General features: G+C 70.1%; 24 protein-coding genes. 5 read left to right on the top strand and 19 right to left on the bottom strand.

The genetic code is table 11. From position 1 onward, the window contains the following. The 13 genes from FJM51_RS21175 to FJM51_RS21115 all read right to left on the bottom strand — a co-directional run. The coding region (locus FJM51_RS21175) for an AMP-binding protein (RefSeq protein ID WP_140456123.1) at nt 1–876 on the bottom strand (876 nt) is incomplete at its 3' end. Nucleotides 877–1,094: 218 nt separating this feature from the next. Further along, on the bottom strand, nt 1,095–2,087 hold the full coding sequence (gene acuI / locus FJM51_RS21170) for an acrylyl-CoA reductase (NADPH) (RefSeq protein ID WP_140456122.1): 993 nt from the start codon (nt 2,085–2,087) through the stop codon (nt 1,095–1,097). Between the two features lie 32 nt (nt 2,088–2,119). Next, on the bottom strand, nt 2,120–2,719 hold the full coding sequence (gene scpB, locus FJM51_RS21165; RefSeq protein WP_140456121.1) for an SMC-Scp complex subunit ScpB: 600 nt from the start codon (nt 2,717–2,719) through the stop codon (nt 2,120–2,122). 2 nt (nt 2,720–2,721) lie between these two features. After that, complete coding sequence (locus tag FJM51_RS21160) at nt 2,722–3,642, bottom strand: DUF1403 family protein (protein WP_140456120.1); 921 nt, start codon at nt 3,640–3,642, stop codon at nt 2,722–2,724. Between the two features lie 74 nt (nt 3,643–3,716). After that, nucleotides 3,717–4,613, bottom strand: a complete 897-nt coding sequence (locus FJM51_RS21155; RefSeq protein WP_140456119.1) for a dihydrodipicolinate synthase family protein — start codon at nt 4,611–4,613, stop codon at nt 3,717–3,719. Nucleotides 4,614–4,723: 110 nt separating this feature from the next. Beyond that, nucleotides 4,724–6,286, bottom strand: a complete 1,563-nt coding sequence (locus tag FJM51_RS21150; RefSeq protein WP_233713210.1) for an aldehyde dehydrogenase (NADP(+)) — start codon at nt 6,284–6,286, stop codon at nt 4,724–4,726. Beyond that, nucleotides 6,262–7,008 (bottom strand): ribonuclease activity regulator RraA, encoded by a 747-nt coding sequence (locus FJM51_RS21145; protein ID WP_140456117.1) that lies wholly within the window; start codon nt 7,006–7,008, stop codon nt 6,262–6,264. Before FJM51_RS21145 ends, FJM51_RS21150 begins: the two co-directional genes overlap by 25 nt. A gap of 17 nt (nt 7,009–7,025) precedes the next feature. Beyond that, nucleotides 7,026–8,756: an L-arabinonate dehydratase gene (gene araD, locus FJM51_RS21140; RefSeq protein ID WP_140456116.1), complete on the bottom strand. Its 1,731-nt coding sequence runs from the start codon at nt 8,754–8,756 to the stop codon at nt 7,026–7,028. A gap of 160 nt (nt 8,757–8,916) precedes the next feature. Next, a complete protein-coding gene (locus tag FJM51_RS21135; protein WP_140456115.1) occupies nt 8,917–9,858 on the bottom strand; it encodes a 2-hydroxyacid dehydrogenase in 942 nt (313 codons plus the stop codon). Further along, nucleotides 9,855–11,534: a dipeptide ABC transporter ATP-binding protein gene (locus FJM51_RS21130; protein ID WP_140456114.1), complete on the bottom strand. Its 1,680-nt coding sequence runs from the start codon at nt 11,532–11,534 to the stop codon at nt 9,855–9,857. Before FJM51_RS21130 ends, FJM51_RS21135 begins: the two co-directional genes overlap by 4 nt. After that, on the bottom strand, nt 11,531–12,466 hold the full coding sequence (locus FJM51_RS21125; RefSeq protein WP_140456113.1) for an ABC transporter permease: 936 nt from the start codon (nt 12,464–12,466) through the stop codon (nt 11,531–11,533). Before FJM51_RS21125 ends, FJM51_RS21130 begins: the two co-directional genes overlap by 4 nt. Before the next feature lie 3 nt (nt 12,467–12,469). Then, the gene (locus tag FJM51_RS21120; protein ID WP_140456112.1) at nt 12,470–13,393 is read right to left on the bottom strand and encodes an ABC transporter permease; all 924 of its coding nucleotides are present in this window, start codon (nt 13,391–13,393) and stop codon (nt 12,470–12,472) included. Between the two features lie 64 nt (nt 13,394–13,457). Next, entirely contained in the window at nt 13,458–14,960 is a 1,503-nt protein-coding gene (locus FJM51_RS21115) for an ABC transporter substrate-binding protein (RefSeq protein WP_140456111.1), read from the bottom strand. Between the two features lie 250 nt (nt 14,961–15,210). Here FJM51_RS21115 and FJM51_RS21110 point away from each other — a divergent pair, with 250 nt between their 5' ends. Beyond that, nucleotides 15,211–15,924: a GntR family transcriptional regulator gene (locus FJM51_RS21110; RefSeq protein WP_140456110.1), complete on the top strand. Its 714-nt coding sequence runs from the start codon at nt 15,211–15,213 to the stop codon at nt 15,922–15,924. Nucleotides 15,925–15,940: 16 nt separating this feature from the next. On the opposite strand, the gene doeB is transcribed toward FJM51_RS21110, so the two are convergent. Together doeB and doeA are read right to left on the bottom strand one after the other, a co-directional pair. Next, a complete protein-coding gene (gene doeB, locus FJM51_RS21105; RefSeq protein WP_438502771.1) occupies nt 15,941–16,936 on the bottom strand; it encodes a N(2)-acetyl-L-2,4-diaminobutanoate deacetylase DoeB in 996 nt (331 codons plus the stop codon). A gap of 14 nt (nt 16,937–16,950) precedes the next feature. Further along, nucleotides 16,951–18,132: an ectoine hydrolase DoeA gene (gene doeA, locus FJM51_RS21100; protein ID WP_140456108.1), complete on the bottom strand. Its 1,182-nt coding sequence runs from the start codon at nt 18,130–18,132 to the stop codon at nt 16,951–16,953. 224 nt (nt 18,133–18,356) lie between these two features. Between doeA and ilvD the strand changes: the two genes are divergently transcribed. Further along, nucleotides 18,357–20,192, top strand: coding sequence for a dihydroxy-acid dehydratase (gene ilvD, locus FJM51_RS21095; RefSeq protein WP_140456107.1), 1,836 nt, complete (start codon nt 18,357–18,359; stop codon nt 20,190–20,192). Between the two features lie 88 nt (nt 20,193–20,280). On the opposite strand, the gene FJM51_RS21090 is transcribed toward ilvD, so the two are convergent. From FJM51_RS21090 to FJM51_RS21080, 3 genes are all read right to left on the bottom strand, one after another. Beyond that, a complete protein-coding gene (locus FJM51_RS21090) occupies nt 20,281–20,718 on the bottom strand; it encodes a baeRF12 domain-containing protein (protein ID WP_140456106.1) in 438 nt (145 codons plus the stop codon). 27 nt (nt 20,719–20,745) lie between these two features. Further along, nucleotides 20,746–20,961, bottom strand: a complete 216-nt coding sequence (locus FJM51_RS21085; protein ID WP_140456105.1) for a hypothetical protein — start codon at nt 20,959–20,961, stop codon at nt 20,746–20,748. A 70-nt stretch (nt 20,962–21,031) separates the two neighbouring features. Further along, nucleotides 21,032–21,898 carry a LysR substrate-binding domain-containing protein gene (locus tag FJM51_RS21080; protein ID WP_140456104.1) on the bottom strand — a complete coding sequence of 289 codons (867 nt, stop codon included), beginning with the start codon at nt 21,896–21,898 and terminating at the stop codon, nt 21,032–21,034. Between the two features lie 108 nt (nt 21,899–22,006). Here FJM51_RS21080 and FJM51_RS21075 point away from each other — a divergent pair, with 108 nt between their 5' ends. Continuing rightward, on the top strand, nt 22,007–22,480 hold the full coding sequence (locus tag FJM51_RS21075; RefSeq protein ID WP_140456103.1) for a cupin domain-containing protein: 474 nt from the start codon (nt 22,007–22,009) through the stop codon (nt 22,478–22,480). A 3-nt stretch (nt 22,481–22,483) separates the two neighbouring features. Here the strand turns inward: FJM51_RS21075 and FJM51_RS21070 are convergent, their stop codons facing one another. Continuing rightward, on the bottom strand, nt 22,484–23,443 hold the full coding sequence (locus FJM51_RS21070; RefSeq protein WP_140456102.1) for a LysR family transcriptional regulator: 960 nt from the start codon (nt 23,441–23,443) through the stop codon (nt 22,484–22,486). 165 nt (nt 23,444–23,608) lie between these two features. Here FJM51_RS21070 and FJM51_RS21065 point away from each other — a divergent pair, with 165 nt between their 5' ends. Next, nucleotides 23,609–24,796, top strand: a complete 1,188-nt coding sequence (locus FJM51_RS21065; protein ID WP_140456101.1) for an acyl-CoA dehydrogenase — start codon at nt 23,609–23,611, stop codon at nt 24,794–24,796. Nucleotides 24,797–25,025: 229 nt separating this feature from the next. After that, on the top strand, nt 25,026–25,307 hold the full coding sequence (locus FJM51_RS21060; RefSeq protein WP_140456100.1) for a hypothetical protein: 282 nt from the start codon (nt 25,026–25,028) through the stop codon (nt 25,305–25,307). Nucleotides 25,308–25,563: the final 256 nt, after the last annotated feature.

The raw sequence follows: 25,563 nt of genomic DNA, 5'->3' as shown, positions 1-25,563 counted from the left end.
GTGGTAGTCGAACACGTACTGGTGCGTCATCGCCGCGTAGACGAGATAGCCGCCGGTGGTGTGCAGCACGCCCTTCGGCTTGCCGGTCGAGCCCGAAGTATAGAGGATGAAGAGCGGATCCTCGGCGCCCATCGGCTCGGGGTCGCACTCGGGCGCCACGCCCGCCATCGCCTCGTGCAGCCAGGTGTCACGGCCCTCGGTCCAGCCGATCGCGCCGCCGGTGCGCCGCACGACGAGCTGTTTCACGCCGTCGAGCCCCTCGAGCGCGCGGTCGGCGTTGCTCTTCAGCGGCGTGTTGCGGCCGCCGCGCGGCGCTTCGTCGGCGGTGACGAGGAGCTTGGCGCCGGAATCCTCGACGCGCGAGCGCAAGGCGTCGGGCGAGAAGCCGGCGAAGACGATCGAATGGATCGCGCCGATCCGCGCGCAGGCCAGCATCGCATAGGCCGCCTCCGGGATCATCGGCAGGTAGAGCACGACGCGGTCGCCCTTCGTCACGCCGAGCGATTTCAGCACATTGGCGAGCTTGCAGACTTCCGAATGCAACTCACGATAGCTGATCGCCTTCGAGACCTCCGGATCGTCGCTCTCCCACAGGATCGCGGTCTGATCGCCGCGCGTCGCGAGATGCCGGTCGACGCAGTTCGCCGAGACGTTCAGCACGCCGTCCTCGAACCAGTTGATCGACACCTCGTGGTAGTCGAACGAGGTGTTCTTCACCTTCGTGTACGGCTTGATCCAGTCGAGACGCTTCCCCTGCTCGCCCCAGAAGCCCTCCGGATCGGCCATCGAGGCCGCGTACATCGCCGCGTACTGCTCCGCGTCGACCAGCGCGCGCGCAACGGTTTCCGTCGAAGGCTGGTGGAGTTGGTCAAGCATCGGCGTCTCCCTCCTTGTTTGCGCGGACCGCGACGATTTTTCGCCTTCGGTCCCCGGTCAGGGTCTGGGACTTCCGTGGTCTCCGCCTTGACTTGGCGCAACCTCCGACCGGACGCGGCCAGGATGCGAGATCGCGGGCCGCGTCTTCCGAATTACTCGGCGAGGATGGCGCGGGGCAATGCAGACCATCGTCGGGAAGGGGGGCTATCGCCTCTCCGTCAGGCGAGGCCGGGTGCGATCGGGACGACGATCCGGCCCCGGACCCGGCCCTCGAGGAATTCCGGCGCGGTCGCGACCACGTCCTCCAGCGCGACCTCGGAGACCATCGTCTCGAGCTTCGCCATGTCGAGGTCGCGCGCGAGACGGTTCCAGGCCTCGATCCGCTCGGTCCGCGGGCACATCACGCTGTCGATGCCCGCGAGTGTCACGCCGCGCAGGATGAAGGGGGCGACGCTGGTGGGCAGCTCCATGCCGCCGGCGAGGCCGCAGGCGGCGACCACGCCGCGATAGCGGATCATCGAGAGCACATTGGCGAGAACCGCGCCGCCGACCGCGTCGATCGCGCCGGCCCAGCGTTCCTTGCCGAGCGGGCGGGCCTTTCCGGTCAGTTCCGCCCGGTCGATGATCGTGGTGGCTCCGAGCGCCCTGAGGTAATCCGCCTCGGCGGGCCGGCCCGTCACGGCGGCGACGTCGTAGCCGCGGGCCGCGAGCAGCGCGACGGCGACGCTTCCGACCCCGCCCATGGCGCCGGTCACGACGATCTCGCCGCGCGCGGGCGTCAGGCCGTGGGCTTCGAGCGCCATGACGCAGAGCATCGCGGTATAGCCCGCCGTGCCGATCGCCATCGCCTGGCGGAGCGAGACGCCGCCGGGCAGCGGCACCAGCCAGTCGCCGCGCAACTGGGCGCGTTCGGCCAGCCCGCCCCAATGCGTCTCGCCCACGCCCCAGCCGTTCAGCACGACCCGGTCGCCGGGTTTCAGCTCGGGATGGCGGCTTTCGCGCACGATGCCGGAGAAATCGACGCCCGGCACCATCGGAAAGCTCCGCACCACCGGCGCCGCGCCGGTGAGCGCGAGCGCGTCCTTGTAGTTCAGCGTCGACCAGGCGACATCGACCGCGACCTCTCCCTCCGCCACCGGCGCGAAGGTGACATCGGCGAGGCCGGCGGTCTGTCCTTCCTCGGTCTTCTCGATCAGGATGGCTCTCGTCATGGGATTTCCTTTCGTCCGGGAGCGCGCGGGGATCAGGCGCGCCGCTCGATCAGCCCGTCTTCCTCGGCCATCTCCGCGTCGGGCAGGTCGCGCAAACTCTCCAGGTCGAAGGCGGCGAGGAACCCCTCGGTGGTGACGAAGGTATGCGGCGCCCCGGGGCGGGGGCTGCGCGGGCCGGCGGCGATGAAGTCGCGATCGCGCAGCCGGCCGATCAGGTCGCGGCTGATCTCGCGGCCGAAGATCTCGGCGAGGCCGGCGCGGGTGATCGGCTGGTTCCAGGCGATCGCCGCGAGCACGGCGGTCTCGAAGGCGTTGAGCGCGAGCCGCTCGGAACCCAGATCCGCCGCCGTCCGGATCGCCGGCGCGTAGGCGGGCCGGGTGCGGATCAGGAAGGCGTCGGCCACCGCGACGATCTCGTAGGGCCGCTCCGCGAGATCCTCCCGCAGGTCGGCGATCAGCAGGTCCACGCTCGCCGCCTCGCCGACGACGCGGGCGAGGTCGCCGCGCCGGACCGGCTTCGCGGAGGCGAAGAGCACCGCTTCGACCCGGCGCATCCATTCGCGCCAGCGCGGTCCCGGCGGCAGGGCCGTGAGCTCGCGGTCGAAACCCTCCTCCGCGCCGCGCTTCGCCATCGTCAGAGCCCGTAGATCCGGAAGCTCGGCCGGCCGGTCAGCTCCCGGACCAGCCCGAGCGTCACCAGCCGGTCGCAGAGCCGCCGCGCGGCGCGATCGGTCATCCGCGCGGCGCTGAGCCGGATGACCGGCGAGAGGGCGATCCCCGGCGCGAGCGCGTCCTCGCTCAGGAAGAGCCGCGCGGCCTCCTGCGCGCCCTTCGCGCGCAGTTTCGGCGTCGCGGCGCGAAGGCGCGCGGCGCGGCGGGCGAGTTCGCTCGCGAGCGAGAGCGCGTCGAGCGCGGCCAGCGCGGCGGCGCGGTGGCAGGCGCGCTCCAGCCCGGCGCCGCCCGCTCGGAGATCGGCGCGTTTCAAGCCGGTGGCGAGCAGCGGAACCGCGTGATCCCAGCCGAGCGCGCGCGTGAGCACCGCGTCGGCGAGGATGAGGGCCGGCGTCTCGTCGCGTGGCGCGGCCTCGAGCGCGGCCTCGAGCGCGCGGAACGCGGCGGTCACCGGCCCCGCCGCCGCGCCCGCTTCCGCGAGGATCGGCGCCTGGGCTTCGGGCAGCAGCCCGCCGAGCCGATCCCGCCAGCGTCCGTCGAGCCGGATCCGGACCGCGCGCCGCCAGAGGTCGAAGACCGCGCCGGCGGGGCCGGGCCGGTCGCCCGGTCGTGCCAGATGGATCTCGTCGCGCAGCTCCGCCGCCCGCTCCGGCCGTCCCGCGAACCGCGCCGAGGCCTCGGCCGCGGCGAGCGCGAGGCGGTCGCGCAGCAGCGCCGCGGGCATGTCCTCGCGCGGCCGGGCCACCAGCGGATGCAGCGCGGCGAGCGCGCCGCCAGCGCGGAAGGCCAGCGTCTCCAGGTCTTCCGACGGCTCCGGCCGCGACCAGCGCGGCGCTGCGACGCCGGTCTCGGCGAGATCCAGGGGCTCTATCGATCCTTCCATGCGCGGAGCCTAGGCGATCCCGGCGCTTCGCGCCAGCGCCTCCGCGCGAAACCGCCGCTGGACCCGGCGCGGCCTCAGCGCAGGCCGTTCGCGGCGAGAAAGCTGTCGAGCCGGCTGCGCTGCGCCTCGCTGAGCGGCCAGGCCGAGGGCGGGCGCGTGGGGCCGCAGTCCTGGCCGAGCGCGATCAGCGCCGCCTTGACGCCGGTGACATTGGTACCGTTCATCTCCTCGGCGCGGATGTCCTCGAAAGCCTTCATCGCGGCGATGAGTCTGTTCGCCTCCGCGTAGTCGCCGGCCTCGAGCGCGGCGTGGATGGCGACGGAGCGTTCGGGCCAGACGTTGATCAGGCCGGAGGTGAAGCCCCGGGCGCCGACCGCGTAGAAGCAGGGCGCCCAGATCTCGGCGAGCCCGCCGACCCAGACGATCTCCGGATGGCAGGCGGCCTTCGCCTCGGCCAGGCGCATCGGATTGGGCGTCGCCCATTTGACGCCCTTCACGCCCGGCACGGCGCAGAAATCGGCGATGGCCCGCGTCCCGACCGCGTCGTTGCGCAGATAGAGCATCATCGGCAGCCCGCCCGACGCGTCGGCGATGGCCTCGAGATAGGCGACCACCCCGCGCGGGGCCACGAAGGGGTCGGGCGGCTGGTGGACCATCAGCGCGGTCGCGCCGGCCTCCGCCGCCGCCCTCGCGACGGCGCGCGCGTCGTGGACGCCGCGGCCCACTCCGGCGAGAACCGGGGCGCGGCCATCGACCAGGGCGACGACCTCGCGGACCATCACCGAGGCCTCGTCGGTCGTCAGCGCGTAGAACTCGCCGGTATTGCCGTTCACGACCGGCATGTGCAGCCCCGCCGCCAGCGCGCGGTCGAGGATCGGCGCGAGCCTGGCCGGGGCGATCTCGCCGTCGCCGTCATATGGGGTCACGAGAATGCCCGAGATTCCGGTCAGGGCTCTGTCCAGTGTCAGCATCGCGTGCCGCTCCTTCGGAAGATGTGATGCGTCCGGCCGCGGGGAGGCGCGCTCCCCGCGTCGAGGCCGCCTCGGCGGCGGCGATCGGATCGGGCGCCCGCGCGCCCGGGTCAGGCGTCGGAGGTCAGGTCGCCGGGCAGGATTTCCTCGGGCAGGTTCTGGTAGCTGACCGGCCGCAGGAAGCGCCGGATCGAGAGCGTGCCGACCGAGGTGGCGCCGAAATTGGTCGAGGCCGGATAGGGTCCGCCGTGCACCATCGCGTCGCAGACCTCGACCCCGGTCGGGAAGCCGTTCACCAGCACCCGGCCGGCCTTGCGCTCCAGCACCGGCACGAGCCTGCGCGCCAGATCCGCGTCGCCCGCGTCCATGTGCAGCGTCGCGGTGAGCTGGCCCTCGAAGCCCTTCGCAAGCGCCACCATCCGCTCGGCGTCGGGGACGCGCACCACGAGGCCGAGCGGGCCGAACACCTCCTCGGTGAGCGCGTGGTCCTCGAGGAAGGCCTCCGCCGAGACCTCGTAGAGGTTCGGGCTCGCCTCGCGGCCCGCGCTCTCGGTGGTCAGGACCGGCCGGACGGAATTGCGCGTGTCGAAGCGCTCCTTGCCGTCGCGGTAGGCCTTCGCGATGCCGTCGGTCAGCATCATCTGCGGCCCGACCTTGCCGAGCGCCTCCGCCGCCGCCGCCACCACCGCGTCGCCCTCCGGGCCTTCCGCGATCACGGCGATGCCGGGATTGGTGCAGAACTGCCCCGCGCCCATCGTGAGCGAGCCGGCCCAACCCTCGCCGATCGCGGTACCACGCGCCCTCACCGCCTCGGGCAGCAGGAACATCGGGTTGACCGAGCCGAGCTCGCCGAAGAACGGGATCGGCTCGGGCCGCGCCGCGCAGAGGTCGAAGAGCGCGCGCCCGCCGCCGAGCGAGCCGGTGAAGCCCACGGCCTTGATCCGCGGGTGCCGCACCAGCGCCTCGCCCACCTTCCGGCTGCCGCCCTGGATCAGCGAGAAGACGCCGGGGTGGAGCCCGAGCCGCGCGCGCGCGGCGTTCACCGCCTCGGCGACGATCTCGCCGGTGCCGGGATGGGCGGAATGGCCCTTCACCACCACCGGGCAGCCGGCGGCGAGCGCCGCCGCCGTGTCGCCGCCCGCCGTCGAGAAGGCGAGCGGGAAGTTCGAGGCGCCGAAGACCGCGACGGGGCCGATCGGCCGCTCGATCATCCGGATGTCGAGCCGGGGCAAGGGCGCGCGGTCGGGCAGCGCCTTGTCGCGGCGCCGGTCGAGGTAGTCGCCGGCGCGGATGTGGGACGCGAAGAGCCGGAGCTGGCCCGTGGTGCGCCCGCGCTCGCCCTCGAGCCGCGCGGCGGGCAGTCCCGTCTCCTGTGTGCCGATCTCGGTGATCGCGGCGGCGCGGGCGTCGATCTCGTCCGCGATCGCTTCGAGGAAGGCGGCGCGGTCCGCGCGGGCGGAATAGCCGTAGGACCAGAACGCCTCCTCGGCCGCCTCGCAGGCCCGGTCGACCAGCGCGGGCGATCCGGCGGAGAAGTCATGCGCCGGGCCGCTCGCCGGTTCGGAGCGGAAGGTTTCGTCGGAACCGACCCAGTCGCCGGCGATCAGATGCCTGCCATGGGGGGTGAAGGTTTCCACCTCGGCCACGTTCATCGTCCTGTCCTCTCGCGCCATTCGTCGTATTTCGCCTGGTTCTCCTCGCGGGTGCAAGGATAGAGCCCGATGATCCCGGCGCCGGCCTTCACCTGCTCCAGGACGAAATCCTCGAAGCTTTCCATGCCGAGGCATTCCTCCGCGATCTCGTCGGCGAGATGGGCGGGGATCACCATCACCCCGTCCTTGTCGCCGACCATGATGTCACCCGGGAAGACCGGCGCGTCGCCGCAGGAGATCGGCACATTGAGGTCGAGCGCCTCGTGATGCGTGAGGTTGGTGGGGGCGGATGGTTTGGCGTAGTAGGCCGGCATGTCGAGCGCGCCGATCCCCTCGGCGTCGCGCATGCCGCCGTCGGAGACCACGCCCGCGGCGCCCCGGAGCGCGAGCCGGGTGATCAGGATGGAGCCCGCCGTCGCCGCCCGCGCGTCCTTGCGCGCGTCCATCACCAGCACATGGCCCGGGGGGCAGCTTTCCATCGCGACGCGCTGCGGATGGTCGGGATTGCGGAAGACCGTGATCGGATTGCGGTCCTCGCGCGCGGGAATGTAGCGCAGCGTGAAGGCCGGGCCGACCATGTTCTTGTCCTTCGGGCTGACCGGTACGACGCCCTGGATGAACTGGTTGCGCAGTCCGCGCTTGAAGAGCGCGGTGGCGATCGAGGCGGTGGAGACGCGCTCGAGCTTGGCGCGGGTTTCCTCCGAGAGGCCGGCGGGCTTGTCGAGGGTGGATTGATCGGACATGGCGGTTTCCCCTTCCGTCAGTTGATGACGGGTTCGTCGACCGGACGGCCGAACTCGGTTTTCAGGAAGTCGAAGTCGCAGCCCTTGTCGGCCTGCTCGATATGCCGGGTGAACATGTAGCCGTAGCCGCGCTCGTAGCGGGGCTCGGGCGCGACCCAGGCGGCGCGGCGTTCGGCGAGCTCGGCGTCGGAGACATCCATGTCGAGCCGCCGGTTCGGAATGTCGAGCGTCACCATGTCGCCGGTCCTGAGCAGCGCGAGCGGCCCGCCGACGAAGGCCTCGGGCGAGGCGTGCAGCACGCAGGCGCCGAAGCTCGTCCCGGACATGCGGGCGTCGGAAATCCGGACCATGTCGCGCAGGCCGAGTTTCAGCAGCGCCTTCGGCATCGGGATCATGCCCCACTCCGGCATCCCCGGCCCGCCCTGGGGCCCGGCGTTGCGGAGCACCAGCACGGTGTCGGGCGTCATCGGATGGTCCGGGTCGTCGATGATCTTCTTCAACTCCGGATAGCTGTCCGCGACCAGCGCCGGGCCGGTATGGGTGTGGAACTTCGGATCGCAGGCGGCGGGCTTGATGACCGCGCCGTCGGGGCAGAGGTTGCCCTTCAGCACGGCGAGCGAACCCTCGTGATAGACCGGATTCGAGAGCGGACGGATCACGTCCTCGTTCCAGATTTTCACCTCGCCGAGCCCGTCGGTCAGCGGCTTGCCGGTGACGGTGATCGCGGAGGAATCGAGTTTGTCGCCGAGCTGCTTCATCAGCGCGCGGAGGCCGCCGGCGTAGTAGAAATCCTCCATCAGATAGGTGGTGCCGGAGGGCCGGATATTGGCGATGACCGGCGTGGTTCGCCCGATCCGGTCGAGGTCGTCGAGTTCGAGCGGCACCCCGGCGCGGCGGGCCATGGCGATCAGATGGATGATCGCATTGGTCGAGCAGCCGGTCGCCATCGCCACGGTCACCGCGTTCCTCACCGCCACCGGTGTGATGATCCTGTCAGGCGTCAGGTCTTCCCAGACCATGTCGACGACGCGCCGGCCGCATTGCGTGGACATGCGCTGATGGCCCGCGTCCGCCGCCGGGATCGAGGAGGCGCCGGGCAGGGTCAGCCCCAGCGCCTCGGCGATCGCGGTCATCGTGGAGGCGGTGCCCATCGTCATGCAATGGCCGTAGCTCCGGGCGATGCCGCCCTCGATCCCCTGCCATTCCTCCTTCGAGATCGTCCCCGCGCGCCGCTCGTCCCAGTACTTGAACCCGTCGGTGCCGGAGCCGAGGTATTTGCCGGCGTAGTTGCCGCGCAGCATCGGCCCCGCGGGCAGGAAGACGAAGGGAAGGCCCATCGAGACCGCGCCCATCACGAGGCCCGGCGTGGTCTTGTCGCAGCCGCCCATCAGCACCGCGCCGTCCACGGGATGCGAGCGCAGCAGTTCCTCGGTCTCCATCGCCAGCATGTTGCGATAGAGCATCGTGGTGGGCTTCACGAAATTCTCGGAGAGCGAGAGCGCCGGCAGTTCCATCGGGAAGCCGCCCGCCTGCAGCACGCCGCGCTTCACCCATTCCACGCGGTCCTTGAAATGCATGTGGCAGGGCTGGGCGTCGGACCAGGTGTTGAGGATCGCGATGATCGGCCGGCCTTCCCAGTCCGCGGGGTCGTAACCCATCTGCATCGTGCGCGAGCGATGTCCGAAGGATCGCTGGTCATCGGGCACCATCCAGCGCGCGGAGCGGAGTTCGGCGTAGGTCTTCGTCATTGGTCGATCCATTCAGCTCGCGGGAAACTCCCGGCCTGTGCAGGCGCGGCGGCGGAGATCGTCATCCGCCGCTCCCGCCCGGCCGCGGCGGAGCTCCGCGTTTCAGGACATGTTGGTACACTAATATATGAGTTTGATCCTGGCAATTCCAAACTGCCCCTCACCGGACCAACGGCGCCACGCCGAGCTTCGCCGTCAGCTGATCGACGACGTTGTCGGCCATCGCCTGCCGGGTTTCCTCGGTCCCCGAGCCGATATGCGGCGTGAGGATCACGCGGCGATCCTCGATCAGCGCGGCGGGAACCTCGGGCTCCCTCTCGAAGACGTCGAGCGCGGCGCCCGCGATGGCATCGCGCGCGAGGGCGTCGATCAGCGCCGCCTCGTCGACGATCCGGCCCCGGGAGATGTTCACGAGGTATCCGCGCGGCCCGAGCGCCTCCAGCACCTCCGCCGAGATCGCCCCGCGCGTCTCCGGCAGGAGCGGGCAGGTGACGACGAGAAGATCGCTCGCCGCCGCCATCTCGCGGAGATCGGCGTAATAGCGCAGATCCACCGGCTTGGGCCGTGGTCCGCCGTAGACCACGCTCGCGCCGAGGGCGGCGAGACGTTCGGCGAGGGCGCTTCCGATCGCGCCGAGGCCGAGCACGCCGATGGTCATCGCGGTGACCGAGCGGGTCAGCCGGTACTGCGGCTGGCCCGGCCACGCGCCCGCGCGGACGAAGGCGTCGGCGTTCGGGATGTCGCGGGTGAGCGCGAGCACGAGCCCGGTCGCGAGGTTGGCCACATCCCTTGCGAGAATGTGCGAGCTGTTGGTGACCGTGATCCCGCGCGCCGCCGTCTCGGCGGTATCGAGGTTCTCGAGCCCCGCGCTGTAGCTCGCGATGATCTCGAGCGCGGGGAGCGCGTCGAGCATGGCGCGGTCGACGATGGTCTTGCGCAGCGTCATGCCGCGCACCTCGCCGCCCCGGGCGCGCAGCAGCGCCTCCGCCGCCTCCTTCTCGGGAGGCAGCCGCAGCAGTTCGAAGGCCGAGTCCAGCTCCTCCATCGTCCGATCGGGCAGCTTCGCCGCGTTCAGCACGACCGGCTTCGCGAAATCCCTCATCCTCCGACCCTTTCCGTCGCGGCGCGTTCCGCCGGCCGCGCGGCGCCCGGCTCCACCTCCCATTTGGGTTTCGGCGCCGCGTTCACCAGCATGCGCGTGTAGTCCTCGCGGGGCCGGCGGAAGAGCGCCTCGGTCTCCTGCTCCTCCACCAGCCGGCCGGATTTCATGACCAGGACGCGGTCGGCGAAGTCGCGCACGATCGGCAGGTCGTGGGTGATGAAGATGTAGGAGAGTCCGAGCCTCTCGCGCAGGTCGGCGAGCAGTTCGATCACCTGCATCTGGATCGACACGTCGAGCGCGGAGACGGCCTCGTCGCAGACGATGAGCTCCGGATCGCAGGCGAGCGCGCGGGCGATGGCGATGCGCTGCCGCTGCCCGCCGGAGAACTGGTGCGGGTGGCGGTCGGCATGTTCGGGCCGGAGCCCGACCAGGCCCAGCAGTTCCGCCACGCGGTCGCGCCATTTCGCCTTCGGCAGGATGTCGGGATGGATGATCCAGGGCTCCGAGATGATCCGGAACACGCTCATGCGCGGGTTCATCGACGAATAGGGATCCTGGAACACCATCTGCGCGCGGCGCCGGTAGGCGAGAAGCCGGCGCCGGTCCATCGCCAGCACGTCCTCGCCATGAAAGAGCACCTCGCCCGAGGTGGTCGGGGTCAGCCGCAGCAGCATGCGCGCGATGGTCGACTTGCCCGAGCCGGATTCGCCGACGATCCCGATCGTCTGCCCCTTGCGCAGCGTGAAGGAGACGTCGCCCACGGCGGGTTTCATCGCGGGCCGCGGCTCCGCGCCGGCGGGCAGGCCGTAGTATTTCGTCAGCCGGCGCACCTCGAGGATCGGCTCGGCCGTGCTCTCGGGCCGCTCCGCCTTGGCGTCGTGATCGGGCAGGGCGCTCATCAGCCGCCGGGTATAGGCGTGCCGGGGCCGGGCGAAGACCTGGCGCGCCTCGCCCCGCTCGACGATGTTGCCCTGGTTCATCACCACGATCCGGTCGGCCATGCTGGCGGCGACCTCGAGATCGTGGGTGATCATGATGATCGCGAGCCCGTCCTCGCGCTGGAGCTTCCTCATCAGTTCGAGCACCTGGCCCTGGACCGACACGTCGAGCGCGGTCGTCGGCTCGTCGGCGATCAGCACCTTCGGGTCGAGCGCGATCGCCATGCCGATCATGATGCGCTGGCGCTGGCCGCCGGAGAACTGGTGCGGGTACCAGTCGATCCGGGTCTCCGGATCGGGAATGCCGACGCGGCGCAGCACCTCGACGGAGCGCCGCCGCGCCTCGGCGCGGTCACACTTGCCATGCGCGGTATAGACCTCGGCGAGCTGCCAGCCGATGGTGAAGACCGGATTGAGATGGCTGAGCGGATCCTGGAAGATCATCGCGATCTTCGAGCCGTTGAACGCGGCGCGCTCGGCCTCGGTCAGATGCGTGATGTCGCGTCCCTCGTAGAGGATCCGGCCGGTGACGATCTCGCCGGGCGGCATGTCGATCAGGCCCATGATGGCCGAGGAACTGACCGACTTGCCCGAACCGGATTCGCCGAGGATCACCAGCGTCTCGCCCGGATCGACGTGGAAGCTCACCCCCTCCACCGCGCGGAAGCTGCCGGCGCCGGAGTGGAAATCGACGGTGAGGTTCTCGACCGCGACGAGCGGCGTCCGTGCCCCGGTCATGAGCGTTTCTCCTTCGTCCCGCGGCCGCCGCGCGGCAGTTCCAGGCGCCAGCGCTGGTGCGGATCGGAATAGGTGCGCCACCAGCTCGACAGAATGTTGAGCGAGAGCGTGGTCAGCAGGATGGCGAGCCCCGGCCAGAAGGCGATCCACCAGGCATTGGCGAGATAGCCCCGTCCGGTCGCGACCATCGAGCCCCAGGTGAAGGCCGGCGCCTGCACGCCGAGGCCGAGGAAGGAGAGCGAGGATTCCGCGAGGACCACGGTCGCGAAGTCGATGGCGCCGATGGTCAGCAGGGTCGGGATCACGATCGGCGCGATATGGCGGAAGATGATCCGCGTGTCGCTGGCGCCGAGCGCCTCGGCGGCGGAGACGAACATGCGCTGGCGCACCTCCAGCACCTCGGCGCGCGTGGTGCGCAGGTAGATCGGGATCCGGGTGACGGCGAGCACGATCACGAGGTTCAGGACCGACGGCCCGAGGCTGTAGAGCACGATCAGGGCGAGGAGCAGCGAGGGGAAGCTCATCACGATGTCTGTCACGCGCAGGATCGCCGCGCTGAGCCAGCCCCGGCCGTAGCCCGCGACGAGGCCGAGGAGCCCCCCGAGGACGAGCGAGCACATGACGGCGCAGACCGCGATGCCGAGCGTGGTCCGCGCGGCGACCACGAGCCGGGCGAGCAGGCTCCGGCCGAGCGTGTCGGCCCCGAGCACGAAGGCCCAGCCCTGTTCGAGCGTGAAGGGGGCGAGGTTGCGCGCGCGGAAGTTCGGCTTCGCCGCGAGATCGGCCATGAACATCGGCCCGAGGATCGCGACGAGCGCGATCAGGATCAGATAGCCGAGCGCGAGCGCCGTCATCGGATCGCGCAGCAGCAGGAGCGGAGCCGAGGGCGCGCGCTTTCTCTTCGGCGGGGCGAGGGTGATTTCCGGTGTCATGGCCTATCCCGCCTGATGGCTGATGCGCGGATCGAGCGCCGCGTAGATGAGATCGATCACGATGTTGAGGACGAAGATCGCGACCGCGGTCACCAGCACCGTGGCCTGGATGAGGGCGAAGTCGCGGCGGATGATCGCGTCGATCATCAGCTTGCCGATGCCGGGCCAGCCGAAGATGCTCTCGACCACGACCGCGCCGTTGACGAGGCCGGCCGCGAGGTCGCCCGCGACGGTGACGACGGGGAGCATCGCGTTGCGCAGCGCGTGGACGAAGAGGATCTTGCGCCTCGCGATGCCCTTGGCGCGGGCGGTCTTCACATAGGGTGAGGTCAGCACGCCGAGCATCGTGCCCCGCACGACCTGGGTCAGAAGCCCGAAGGGCCGCAGCGTCAGGACCGCGATCGGCATGATCCAGTGCAGGGGAGAGCCGGTGCCCGAGGTCGGCAGCAGGCCGAGATTGACCGAGAAGACGAGGATCGCGACGATGGCGACCCAGAAGTCCGGCGCGCTGGCCCCGGCGAGCGAGGCGGTGGTGCCGAGGCGGTCGAAGGCGCCGCCCGGCCGCGCGGCGGCGAGCACGCCGACCACGATCGAGAGCGAGAGCGCGAGCGTCATCGCGACGACCGCGAGTTGCAGCGTCCGCGGGAAGGCTTCGAGCGCGACCTGCATCGCGGGCAGGTTGCGGCTCAGCGACATGCCGAAGTCGAGGCGCAGGATGTCGCCGAGATAGCGCAGGAACTGGACGATCAGCGGATCGTCGAAACCGTGCAGCTGGTTGAAGGCCGCGCGCTGCGCCTCGGTCGAATCGAGCGGCAGGTAGAGATAGGCCGGATCGCCGGTGAGGCGGGCGAGGAAGAACACCAGCACCAGGAGCCCCATGAGGGCGATGAGGCTCTGGAGGCCACGCCTCGCGACATAGCTGAGCACTTCGACTCCTCCCAAACAGGATGGCCGGGGGCGGCGCGGCGGGAGCGCGCCACCCCCGGAGGGATCATTCGCGGAACTTGATCTTCGAGATCTGGATCTCGCCGTTCGTCTTCAGATCCGGCTTCCAGTCGAGGCGCGGATTAACCCGCACGTAGCCGATCATGTGGAACATCGGCACGTCGGCGATGATGTCGTCATGAACCATCGCGGCCGCCTTCTGGAACTGCGCCGCGCGCTCCTCCCCCGTCGCCGTCATCGCATCGAGGATGATCTTGTCGAGATCGGGATTCTCGACCGTCGAATACTGGCCGTTGGAGGTGTACATCACCGGAATGGTGAAGCCGGCGTCGCCGGTGTTGTTGTCATGCTGCTGCTGGAACAGCGTCGGCCCGCGGCCCTCCGGGAAGGGCTTGTCGAGATAGCGCACCCAGTCAGAGGCTTCGAGCGCGCGGATCTCGATATTGAGACCGATCTCGCTCCAGAGCGCCTGCATCGCCTCGAGCGATTCGTTCGAATTGGGGAAGAAGCCGTTGCGCCCGATCAGCGTGATCGGGGTGTCGACCGGCACGCCGTCGGCGCGGGCCTCGTCGACGAGTTGCTTCGCGCGCTCGGGATCGTAGGTCCAGGGCTTGATGTCGGGATTGTAGCCGACGATGCCGGGCACGACCATCTGCGAGGCGCGCAGCACGTCGGAGCCGAACAGCGCCTCGCCCATCCCGTCCCAGTCGATCGCGATGTTGAGCGCCTCGCGCACCCGCCTGTCGTCGAGCGGCGGGATCTGCATGTCGATGCGCATCCGCGTCGTCTCGGAATTGAGATAGGCGAAATCCGTTTCGGGATCCGTCGCGTCCTGCACGGCGATCGCCGGCGTCATGTCCGCCTCGCCCGTCTCGACCATCGCCGCGCGGATCGCGCTCTCGCCGCGCCAGACGAAGGTCGCGTTCTCGACGGCGGGCTGGTCGCCCCAGTAGTCCGGATTGCGCGCCAGCACGACATGCTCGGCCGTCGCTTCCCCGAGCACGTAGGGACCGGTGCCGACCGGGGAATTGGTTTCCTGGTCGAAGGGCAGGTTGGGCGAGACGATCTGCACCGTGCTCATCAGCGTCGGCATGATCGGATTGGGGATCGAGGAGGCGATCTCGACGGTATGCGCGTCGATCGCCTTCGCGGTCAGCTTCTGGTCTCCGAACTTGGAGCGGCTGTCGCAGGTCAGCGCGGGGTTCATCAGCCGGTCGATCGAATGGGCGACCGCCGCGGCGTCGAAGGCGGCGCCGTCCTGGAATTTCACGCCGTCGCGCAGTGTGAAGCGCCAGGTCCGCGGATCGACCTGGGTCCAGTCCGTGGCGAGGAAGGGCAGCACCTTGCCGGTCGCGGTATCGGTCACCGTCAGGGTCTCGGTGATGTTCATGTTGATCACGCGGCCGATGTCGGCGCGGATCGAGCGGCAGGGCTCCAGGTTGGCCGGCTGCTCGGGCAGGACGATGGTGACATCCTGGGCCAGGACGGCCGCGGCGGACGTTCCGAGGAACGCGGCCGCGGTCAGCGACGTGAACAAGGCTCTCTGCATTGGGGGGGATTCCCTCCTCATCCGCGCTCCGTCCGTGCCGGAGCGTCGCCCCTTCCGGGGCTCCCGTTGGCGCGACCGCCGGAGTCGCTCGTTCTTTTTTATGGCATAGGCATTAGCGCACTAATACATTAGAGTGTCAACAGGCTTCGCGGCGAGCGTCCCGGGGAGGGATTTCCCCGGCCGCCGGCGATGAACTAGCATGGATCCGGCCGCGCCGGATCCTGCCCGGACCAGAGAGGAGTGATGCCCGATGCCCGTAGATCTCTCTCCCGCGCATCCGCGGCGCTCGGGCGCGCCGTCGCCGCTGCGCCGGACCTCGGCCTCGCTGCAACTGCATGATCTGCTGCGGGGCCGGATCATCTCGCTCGACCTCGCGCCGGGCGCGCCGCTTTCGCGCGTCGAACTGGCCGAGGAATACGGCGTGAGCCAGACCCCGGTGCGCGACGCGCTGCGGAAGCTGGAACAGGAGGGGCTCGTCTTCGTCTATCCGCAGTCGCGCACCGAAGTGACGCGGATCGATCTCGATCAGGCGCGGGAGACGCAGTTCCTGCGGCTCTCGCTCGAGCTCGAGATCGCCCGGCGGCTGGCGACGTCGCCCGATCGCGGCTTCGTGCCCGTCGTCGCGCGGATCCTGCGCCAGCAGAAGGCGGCGCTGGAACTCGACGCCGATCTGGCGCGGTTCAAGGTGCTCGATCTCGAATTCCACCAGGCGTTCTTCACCGCGGCCGGCGTCGCCAATCTCTGGCCGGTGGTGCAGGAGCGCTCGGGCCATATCGACCGGCTGCGGACGCTGAACCTGCCCGACCCGGGAAAGGCGCTCGACATCCTCGCGGTACATTCGCGGATCTTCGACGCGATCACCGCGGGCGAGGCCGGCGCGGCGGAGGCGGCGGTCCGCGAGCATCTCTCGGGCACGCTCGCGGCGGCGGAGGCGATCCGGGAGAAGTATCCCGAATATTTCTGAACCGCCGTCCGCCCGCTCAGAGCGCCACGGCGACGACCGCGGCGCAGTCTCCGGCCTTGACGAGGCCGGGGAAGTGGCGCGCGACCAGGAGGCCGTCGAGGCGGGCGCGCAACTCGACCGGCGCGAGCCCGGCGCGGGTGACCGGGTGGATCCGGGCCACGACATCCCCCGCGGCGACCGCGCCGCCCAGATCGACCATCGGCTCCATGAGCCCTTCGTCCTCGGAGAGGACGAAACAGTCGCCGGAGGGCATGTCGAGCCAGCGCGTCGGCTCGGGCGCGGGCTCGGCTTCGCCGGAAAGGATGCCGAGATGGGCGAGGACGTTGCGCGTGCCCCGTTTCGCGATCGCGACGGTGGCGGCGCGGGCGGTGCCGCCGCCGCCAAGTTCGGTGGTCACGAAGACCTTGCCCATCTCCTCGGCGGCGGTGTCGAACATGCCGACGTTGTCGATCTCGAGCATGCGGACCGAGAAGGGCGCCGCGAAGGCCTCGACCGCGGCGAAGGCGCGCGCCTCCTGCTCCGGGTTCGGCAGCAGATGGGCGGCGCAGAAGGGCAGGAAGTCGAGCGTCCGGCCCCCCGAATGGAAGTCGAGCACGAGATCGGCCATCGGCAGCAGCGCGCGCTGGACATAGTCCGCGATCTTCTGCGTCACGGTTCCGTCGGGCGCGCCGGGAAAGGCGCGGTTGAGGTTGACCTTGTCGATCGGCGAGGTCCGGGTCGCCGCGCGGAAGGCCGGATAATTGAGCGCCGGCACGATGATCACGGTCCCGGAGACCGTCGCGGGATCGAGCGTGCGCGCGAGGTCGAAGAGCGCGATCGGCCCCTCGTATTCGTCGCCGTGATTGCCCCCGGTCAGGAGCGCGGTCGGGCCGGATCCGTTGCGGATCACCGTGATCGGGATCATCACGCTGCCCCAGGCGCTGTCGTCGCGGCTGTATGGCAGGCGCAGGAAGCCGTGCCGCGCCCCGTCCGCGGCGAAGTCTATGGTGGCGACGATGGGCGAGGGGATCAGGGCGCGGGTCATGGTCAGTCGATCACGGTGAGTTTCCGGGGAACGTTGGCGAGGCACTCGACCCCGGTCTCGGTGATGAGGATCGATTCGGTGATCTCGAGGCCCATGGTCTCGAGCCAGAGCCCGGTCATGAAGTGGAAGGTCATGCCGGGCTCGAGCACCGTGCGGTCGCCCGAGCGCAGGCTCATCGTCCGTTCGCCCCAGTCGGGCGGGTAGCTGAGGCCGATGGAATAGCCGGTCCGGTTGTCCTTCACGATGCCGCGTTTCGCCAGCACGCCGAAGAAGGCGGTCGCGATGTCCTCACAGGTATTGCCGGGCCGCGCGGCGGCGAGACCGGCCTCCATTCCCTCGAGCGTGGCGGCCTCGGCGTCGCGGAATGCTTGCGTCGGCCTGCCGAGGAAGACGGTGCGCGACAGCGGACAGTGATAGCGGTGATGGCAGCCCGCGATCTCGAAGAACGTGCCCTCGCCGGCCTTCATCGGCTGGTCATCCCAAGTCAGATGCGGCGCGGCCGCGTCGGCGCCCGAGGGCAGGAGCGGCGCGATGGCCGGATAGTCGCCGCCGAATTCCGGCGTGCCGCGCGCGCCGGCGGCGAGGATCTCGGCCACGAGGTCGCATTTGCGGATGCCTGGCCGGGCGAGTTCGGCGATGCGCGCGTGCATCGCCTCCACGATCCGCGCGGCCTTGCGCATGTAGCCGATCTCGGCCGGGCTCTTGATCGCGCGCCGCCAGTTCACGAGGCCGGTCGCGTCCGAGAACCGGGCATCCGGCAGGCCCTTTCGGAGCGCGGCGAAGGCGGCGGCGGTGAACCAGTAGTTGTCCATCTCGACGCCGAGGCGAAGCCTGCCGAGGCCGCGGGCGGCGAGGATCCCGGCGAGGAAATCCATCGGATGGCGCTCGGTCGACTGCACGTAGTGATCCGGATAGCCGACGATGTCGGCGTCGGGCAGCCAGGCGGTGCGCTCGGCGCCGGCGGCGTCCTGGCCGCGGCCGAACCAGACCGGGTTGCCGGCCGGCGGCACGATCACCGCCTGATGCACGTAGAAGGACCAGCCGTCGTAGCCGGTCAGCCAGTGCATGTTGGAGGGATCGGACACGATCAGGCAGTCGATGCCGCTGGCCTCCATCGCGGCGCGCGTCCGGGCGAGGCGGTCAGCATATTCGGCCGGGGTGAAGCGGGGGTCTGGATTGGGCACTTGCTTCCTCCGGGCTGGCGGGCGGGCCTTTCTCCGCAGGAGGCACGATCCTCCGGCGTCTGGCAAGCGATCCCGGGGCCGCGCGCGAAAGCTCGCGCGGACGTGTCGGCCGCGCCGCGCGGGTTTTCTCTCGCCCGGAGTTCAAGTTCCCGGCGATTCGGTCTAAACAGCGCCCATGACGCGGCGCCGGCTCGGAGCGCCCGGGAGATGAAAGGCGCGACGAGATGCCAGCTTATCGTTCGAGAACGACCACCCACGGCCGCAACATGGCCGGTGCCCGCGGCCTCTGGCGCGCGACCGGCGTCAAGGACGGCGACTTCGGCAAGCCGATCATCGCGGTGGTCAATTCCTTCACCCAGTTCGTGCCCGGCCATGTCCATCTGAAGGATCTCGGCCAGCTCGTCGCGCGCGAGATCGAGTCGGCGGGCGGGATCGCGAAGGAGTTCAATACCATCGCCGTCGACGACGGGATCGCGATGGGCCATGACGGGATGCTCTATTCGCTGCCCTCGCGCGAGATCATCGCCGACAGCGTCGAATACATGGTGAACGCGCATTGCGCCGATGCGATGGTCTGCATCTCGAACTGCGACAAGATCACGCCGGGCATGCTGAACGCGGCCATGCGGCTCAACATCCCGGCGGTCTTCGTCTCGGGCGGGCCGATGGAGGCGGGCAAGGTCGTGCTCCACGGCAAGACCCAGGCGCTCGACCTCGTCGATGCGATGGTCGCTGCCGCGGACGAGCGTGTGTCGGACGAGGACGTGAAGGTGATCGAGCGGTCGGCCTGCCCGACCTGCGGCTCCTGCTCGGGCATGTTCACGGCGAATTCGATGAACTGCCTGACCGAGGCGCTCGGCCTGTCGCTGCCGGGCAACGGCTCCACCCTCGCCACCCATGCCGACCGCCGGCGCCTCTTCGTCGAGGCCGGGCATCTCGTCGTCGATCTCGCGCGCCGCTACTACGAGCAGGAGGACGCCTCGGTCCTGCCGCGCAACGTCGCCAACAAGCGGGCCTTCGAGAATGCGATGTCGCTCGACATCGCGATGGGGGGCTCGACCAACACCGTGCTGCACATCCTCGCCGCCGCCTACGAGGGCGGGATCGACTTCACGATGGAGGATATCGACGCACTGTCGCGCAAGGTGCCCTGCCTCTCGAAGGTGGCCCCGGCCAAGCAGGACGTCCACATGGAGGACGTCCACCGCGCCGGCGGCATCATGGCGATCCTCGGCCAGCTCGAGGCGGGCGGGCTGATCCACCGCGACACGCCGACGGTTCACACACCCACGCTCGGCGAGGCGATCGACCGCTGGGACGTCAGCCGCGGCCAGAGCGAGTCGGTGCGCGACTTCTACCGCGCGGCGCCCGGCGGCGTGCCGACGCAGGTGGCCTTCAGCCAGAGCGCGCGCTGGGACGAACTCGATCTCGACCGTGAGAAGGGCGTGATCCGCTCGGTCGAGCATCCGTTCTCGAAGGATGGCGGGCTCGCGGTGCTCAAGGGCAACATCGCGCTCGACGGCTGCATCGTGAAGACGGCGGGCGTGGACGAGTCGATCCTGAAGTTCACCGGCCCCGCCGTCGTCTTCGAGAGCCAGGACGCGGCGGTGAAGGGCATCCTCGGCAAGCAGGTCAAGGCCGGCGACGTGGTGGTGATCCGCTACGAAGGGCCGAAGGGTGGCCCCGGCATGCAGGAAATGCTCTATCCGACCAGCTACCTGAAATCGCGGGGCCTCGGGAAGGCCTGCGCCCTCGTGACCGACGGGCGGTTCTCGGGCGGAACCTCGGGCCTCTCGATCGGTCATGCCTCACCCGAGGCGGCGCAGGGGGGCGCGATCGGGCTGGTGCGCGACGGCGACATCATCGAGATCGACATCCCGAACCGCTCGATCAACCTGCGGGTGCCGGAGGCGGAACTGGCGACCCGGCGGACGCAGCAGGACAAGCTCGGCTGGAAGCCCGCCGCGCCGCGCCCGCGCAACGTCACCACCGCGCTCAAGGCCTACGCGGCCTTCGCCGCCTCGGCCGACAAGGGCGCGGTCCGCATCCTGCCGGAGTGATCCGGCGCGCGGGCACGCCGCGAGGCAACCCGCCGGCACTGGCGCGGCCGGAAGGTCTCCCGGACCTTCCGGCCGCGCGTCCTTTCCGTCAGGCCGCGCCGAGGGCGGATTCGATCTCCGGGACCGGCAGGCGGGCGAGATCCTTGTTGATCTCCGCCTCGAGCCGGCTTTCGACCTCCTTGTGCAGGAGCGGCCGGAGCACGCCGAGCGTGCGCGGGTCGGCGACCAGCACGAGCGCGCGGAAGCGTCCCTCGAGCGCCCAGAGTCGCAACTGCTCCGCGAGATCCTTGGCGAAGCGCTCCTTCTCGAGCCGCTTCCAGTCCGTCTCCTCCGCCGCGCTGCGTCCGGGGCCGGGATCGTCGAACCGGCCTGGCCGGTCCGTGCCCTGCTCCCGCGTCGGCGGGTTGTCCAGTTCCTCGTGCCCGATCACCCGCAGGTCGGGCAGGTCGGCGTCGCCGTGGTTGCGCAGCAGGAGATACTTCTCCCCGTCGGCGACCAGAACCCAGGTTCCGTTCTGAATGCGCATGGTGTCCTCCCTCGCGGCGCGTCCCGGTCAGTAGTTCCCCGGCGGATCGCTCGCGGGGAAGGACTCGTCGCTCTCCTCGTCGGTCTTGCTCCAGTTCCGGACCGGAAGATCCATCTCCTTCGTCCCGGCGGGCCGGACGTTCTCGCCCGGCGCGGTGTCGTGCTCCAGATCCTGACCGGGCTGGGCCTGCTCCCGGTGCGGTCCCGCGTCGGTCTGGGGGCGTTCGTCCTTCGTGTCGGCCATATCGCATGTCCTCTCGGTCAAGGTGGTCATCGCGGAGGAAACCCTGAACGGGGCGGGGTGTTCCATGCAGTCAGGGGGCGGGGGCGGCGCCCGCCTGCCCGAGCAGCCAGACCCGCAGCGCCTCGACATGGCGTGGGTTTCGGGGGTTCGGGGCACGCAGGAAATGATAGGCCTCCTCCAGCGCGACGACGGGGCCGAGCGCGACGAGCTGGCCCGAGGCCAGCGCGGCCTCGACGTAGCGCGCGTCGGTCAGCGCGACGCCCGCGCCCGCGCGCGCCGCTTCGAGCGCCTGGGCGCGGTTCTCGACGAGGATGCCCGCCTCCGCCGGCGCCCCGCCCTGTCCGGTCGCGCGCCACCATCGCTCCCAGTCTCCGAACCGCGCCCGGGCCCGGATGACCGGCCAGCCGGCGGCGGGGCCGCGCGCCGCGCCGGGCATTGCCACCGGCACAAGTGTTTCGCGAAAGAGAGGGTCGGCGGCGAGGCCGGGCCAGCCGCCCCGGCCATGCCGGATCGCACAGTCGATGTCCTCCGTCGCCAGATCGACCGCCCGGCGGGTGGTGAGGATGGTGATCGCGATCTCGGGATGGGCGCGCCGGAAGGCGGGCAGGCGCGGCAGCAGCCAGTTCGAGGCGAGCGTGTCCACCGTGCTCAGCCGGACCTCCTGCCGCCGGCGGCGGAGCGGGGCCGCCGCCGCCTCGATCCGGTCGAGCGCGTCGCCGGTCGCGGCGAGGAGCGCCGCGCCCTCCTCGGTCAGGGCGCTGGCGCGCCCGCGCGGGGCGATGAGGGCGGTTCCGAGTTCCGTCTCCAGATCGGCGATCCGGTGGGAGAGCGCGGAGCGCGTTATGCCGAGCGCCTCCGCCGCCGCGCGCTGGCCGCCGTGACGCGCCAGCGCGCGAAGCGCGGCGAGACCGCGCAGAGACGGCAGATAAGCGGTCATCAGGGCACCTCCCGACGGTTCGATGGCTCCACCTGTGAGATTAATTCACCCCTCGCCGTCTGGGAACGCGGTATTCTCCGCGCCGAGCCCATGGCAGGAGACACGAGAATGACCGCGCAGCCGCGAACCCCGCTCGACGCGCTGGACGCGCCGCCGCGAATGAGGCCGTCGAACTATCCCGCCCCCTTCGCGGCCAAAGTCGCCGGGCGGGTCAAGCGCCCGCTCGGCGACGCCTTCGGCCTCACGAAATTCGGTGTCAATCTCACGACGCTGCCCCCCGGCGGGCAGTCCGCGCTGCTGCACCGGCATTCGCGGCAGGAGGAATTCGTCTACGTGCTCGAAGGCGCTCCGACGCTCCGGACCGACGCGGGGGAATTTCCGCTCGGCCCCGGAATGTGCGTGGGCTTCCCCGCGAACGGCGTGGCGCATCACCTGATCAACCGCACCGAGGCCGAGGTGCGCTATCTCGAGATCGGCGACCGCGATCCGGAGGACCGGGGCGACTATCCCGAGGACGATCTCGTCGCGGTCTTCTCGGCGGAGGGCTGGCGCTTCACGCGCAAGGACGGGACGCCGTGGTAGGTCTCAGCCCGGGCCGGGCGCGTCGGCGCCGGTGGCGGGGACCCTGAGGTTGGGCAGCCGGTCGGCGCCGATCGCTCCCCGGGCATGTTCGACGAAGGCGCGGATCGCGCGGATGTTGCGCGCCCCCTCGGCGAGGAGCAGCCCCATGCGCAGCGTGCGCGCCGGACCGACCAGCGGGGAGAAGCGGAGCCGGTTGCCGTCGGGCGCGACATCGGTCAGCGGACGGAGATTGGCGAGCGAATAGCCGAAGCCGTTCGCGACCAGAGAGCGCATCACCGCCACGTCGCGCGTGCGCTCGACGATCCGGGGGGCGATCCCGCTCTCGCGGAAAAAGGAGAGGAAATAGTCCGCGCTCATCGGCAGGTCGAGCAGGATCATCGGATGGTCGGCCAGCTCCGCCGGGGTCACGCTCGGCCGGCCCGCGAGCGGATGATCCTCGGGCAGGAGCGCGAAGGGCGGCAGGTCCATCAGCGGCAGGAATTCGAGATCGCCCGGGATCTCGAGGTCGTAAGTCAGCGCCGCGTCGAGCCGGGCCGCGCGCAGCGCGTCGAAGAGCTCGGCCTGATCGCATTCGTACTGGCGGAACTCGACCTCGGGATAGCGATCGACGAAGCCGCGGCGCAGCCGGGGCAGGATGATCTGGGCGAAGGTGACGAGGCAGCCGATGTGGAGGGGGCCGCGCACGCTGCCGGTGATGTCGTTGGCAAGGTCATGGAGCCCGCCGGCCCGATCGAGCAGTTCGCGGGCGCGGTCGAGAAACCGCGCGCCGCCCCGCGTCAGCGCGAGGCCATGGGCGTGGCGGCGGATGAAGAGCGTGAGGCCGAATTCCGCCTCCAGTTGGGCGATGGCGGCCGAGATCGAGGGCGAGGATATGCGGAGCCGCTCCGCGGCCTGCGCGATCGAGCCGCATTCGCCGACGGCCACGAAATATTCGAGCTGGCGCAGCGTGAATCGAAGGGGCATGTCCCTGCCGTCGCGGTCCTCCGCGCGGATGCTGCCGCGCGCGGGCCGCGCGGTCAACGGCGCGGTGCTTGAACTCGGGCCGGGGCACGGCGATACCTGACCGGGCAATCCGCGCGGCTGACGCGCTCCGGACGGACTTGTCCGGGAAGTTCGGGAGGACATCGCATGGCCGAGGCGACCGCGTTCAGGTGGGACGATCCCTTTCTGCTCGAGGACCAGCTCACCGGGGAAGAGCGCATGATGCGCGACACCGCGGCCGCCTACGCGGCGGACAAGCTCGCGCCGCGCGTGCGCGAGGCGTTCCGGAACGAGCACACCGATCCGGCGATCTTCACGGAGATGGGCGGGCTGGGCCTGCTCGGCGTGACCATTCCGGAGGAATACGGCGGTCTCGGCGCGGGCTATGTCGCCTACGGGCTGATCGCGCGCGAGGTGGAGCGGATCGACTCGGGCTATCGTTCGATGATGAGCGTGCAGTCCTCGCTCGTGATGCACCCGATCAACGCATACGGTTCGGAGGAGCAGAAGAGGAAGTACCTTCCCCGGCTCGCCACCGGCGAGTGGATCGGCTGTTTCGGCCTGACCGAGCCCGACGCGGGCTCCGATCCCGGCGGCATGAAGACCCGCGCGACGAGGACGGAGGGCGGCTACGTCCTGAACGGCGCGAAGATGTGGATCACCAACTCCCCCATCGCCGATGTCTTCGTCCTCTGGGCGAAGTCCGAGGCGCATGGCGGCAAGATCCGGGGCTTCGTGCTCGAGAAGGGGATGAAGGGCCTCTCGGCGCCGAAGATAGAGGGCAAGCTCTCCCTGCGCGCCTCGGTGACGGGCGAGATCGTGCTCGACAACGTCGAGGTGGGGGAGGAGGCGCTGCTGCCGGAGGCCGAGGGGCTCGGCGGTCCGTTCGGTTGCCTCAACCGCGCCCGCTACGGCATTGCCTGGGGCACGATGGGCGCGGCGGAGGCCTGCTGGCACGCCGCGCGCCGGTACGGGCTCGACCGGCGGCAGTTCGGCCGGCCGCTCGCGCAAACCCAGCTCTTCCAGAAGAAGCTCGCCGACATGCAGACGGAGATCGCCCTCGGCCTGCAGGCCTGCCTGCGCGTCGGGCGGTTGTTCGAGGCCGGGAACTGGGCGCCGGAGATGATATCGGTCATCAAGCGCAACAACTGCGGCAAGGCGCTCGATATCGCCCGCATGGCCCGCGACATGCACGGCGGCAACGGCATCTCGGACGAATTTCCGGTCATGCGCCACATGGTCAACCTCGAGACGGTCAATACCTACGAGGGCGCGCATGACGTGCACAGCCTGATCCTCGGGCGGGCGCAGACGGGGTTGCAGGCCTTCTTCTGACGTTCCTTCCGGCGCGACCTCCGCGGTTTTGATCGCCGCCCGCCGTCGGTCCCGGGGGCCGAGGATTTTTCCCTGCTTTCAGCGCGACTCCGACGGGAACCGGCGCCGACGCGCCGTCGCCCGTGGCGGCCGCCGTTTTTTCCTCACGGGGGCTTGCAAAGTTTATGCTGCGGTGCAATATGGAATTGTGCGGTGCAGCAAAATCACCCGATCGCAAAGGATGAGTATCATGTTCGACCCCAAGACCTACGCCATCGACTCCGCCAAGTTCGTCGAGGCGTTCAAGCCCTTCACGCCCGAGGCGTTCAAGGCCTCGCTCGAGCGGTTCCCGAGCTTCGACGCGACCCTCGCCACGCAGAAGAAGGCCGCCGACGCGCTGATGCGCGACGCGCAGGCCGCCGCCGACGCCTGGGCGAAGCTCGTCTCCAACCAGGTGGCCATCGCCGAGGAAGCGCTGAACGGCACGTTCAAGGCCGCCGCCGCTCCGAAGGCCGCGAAGGCCCGCGCCTGATTCCGGTCAAGGCCCGGTCCAGGCGATTCCTCCCTGCCTGGACCGGTCACTGGACGGCCAGCACCCCCCAGGGGCGCTGGCCGTTTTTGTCTGGATGAGGGCAGAGCGCCGTGGCGCGCGGGTCATCGTATAACCAGGGTTATGATGCCGGATCCTCTTCCGGTTCAGAGCAGCTTCTTGAGGTTGACGCCGGGATCTGCGAGCGCCTCGGGATCCGGCTTCGCGCGTTTCGCGATCATCATCTCGGCGAGGCGGA

Origin of the sequence: Amaricoccus solimangrovi, assembly GCF_006385685.1 — a bacterium.
Lineage (GTDB): Bacteria > Pseudomonadota > Alphaproteobacteria > Rhodobacterales > Rhodobacteraceae > Amaricoccus > Amaricoccus solimangrovi.
This window is presented reverse-complemented; position numbering and strand designations above follow the sequence as displayed.

Bases quoted from the DNA above. Each gene is read 5' to 3' on its own strand.
- acuI (WP_140456122.1), bottom strand. From the start codon at position 2,087: ATGACGAGAGCCATCCTGATCGAGAAGACCGAGGAAGGACAGACCGCC.
- FJM51_RS21135 (WP_140456115.1), bottom strand. From the start codon at position 9,858: ATGAGGGATTTCGCGAAGCCGGTCGTGCTGAACGCGGCGAAGCTGCCC.
- FJM51_RS21110 (WP_140456110.1), top strand. From the start codon at position 15,211: ATGCCCGTAGATCTCTCTCCCGCGCATCCGCGGCGCTCGGGCGCGCCG.
- FJM51_RS21085 (WP_140456105.1), bottom strand. From the start codon at position 20,961: ATGGCCGACACGAAGGACGAACGCCCCCAGACCGACGCGGGACCGCAC.
- FJM51_RS21115 (WP_140456111.1), bottom strand. From the start codon at position 14,960: ATGCAGAGAGCCTTGTTCACGTCGCTGACCGCGGCCGCGTTCCTCGGA.
- FJM51_RS21160 (WP_140456120.1), bottom strand. From the start codon at position 3,642: ATGGAAGGATCGATAGAGCCCCTGGATCTCGCCGAGACCGGCGTCGCA.
- FJM51_RS21075 (WP_140456103.1), top strand. From the start codon at position 22,007: ATGACCGCGCAGCCGCGAACCCCGCTCGACGCGCTGGACGCGCCGCCG.
- FJM51_RS21065 (WP_140456101.1), top strand. From the start codon at position 23,609: ATGGCCGAGGCGACCGCGTTCAGGTGGGACGATCCCTTTCTGCTCGAG.
- FJM51_RS21155 (WP_140456119.1), bottom strand. From the start codon at position 4,613: ATGCTGACACTGGACAGAGCCCTGACCGGAATCTCGGGCATTCTCGTG.
- FJM51_RS21125 (WP_140456113.1), bottom strand. From the start codon at position 12,466: ATGACACCGGAAATCACCCTCGCCCCGCCGAAGAGAAAGCGCGCGCCC.
- FJM51_RS21080 (WP_140456104.1), bottom strand. From the start codon at position 21,898: ATGACCGCTTATCTGCCGTCTCTGCGCGGTCTCGCCGCGCTTCGCGCG.
- FJM51_RS21090 (WP_140456106.1), bottom strand. From the start codon at position 20,718: ATGCGCATTCAGAACGGAACCTGGGTTCTGGTCGCCGACGGGGAGAAG.
- FJM51_RS21150 (WP_233713210.1), bottom strand. From the start codon at position 6,286: ATGGCGCGAGAGGACAGGACGATGAACGTGGCCGAGGTGGAAACCTTC.
- FJM51_RS21130 (WP_140456114.1), bottom strand. From the start codon at position 11,534: ATGACCGGGGCACGGACGCCGCTCGTCGCGGTCGAGAACCTCACCGTC.
- FJM51_RS21070 (WP_140456102.1), bottom strand. From the start codon at position 23,443: ATGCCCCTTCGATTCACGCTGCGCCAGCTCGAATATTTCGTGGCCGTC.
- FJM51_RS21145 (WP_140456117.1), bottom strand. From the start codon at position 7,008: ATGTCCGATCAATCCACCCTCGACAAGCCCGCCGGCCTCTCGGAGGAA.
- ilvD (WP_140456107.1), top strand. From the start codon at position 18,357: ATGCCAGCTTATCGTTCGAGAACGACCACCCACGGCCGCAACATGGCC.
- araD (WP_140456116.1), bottom strand. From the start codon at position 8,756: ATGACGAAGACCTACGCCGAACTCCGCTCCGCGCGCTGGATGGTGCCC.
- scpB (WP_140456121.1), bottom strand. From the start codon at position 2,719: ATGGCGAAGCGCGGCGCGGAGGAGGGTTTCGACCGCGAGCTCACGGCC.
- FJM51_RS21060 (WP_140456100.1), top strand. From the start codon at position 25,026: ATGTTCGACCCCAAGACCTACGCCATCGACTCCGCCAAGTTCGTCGAG.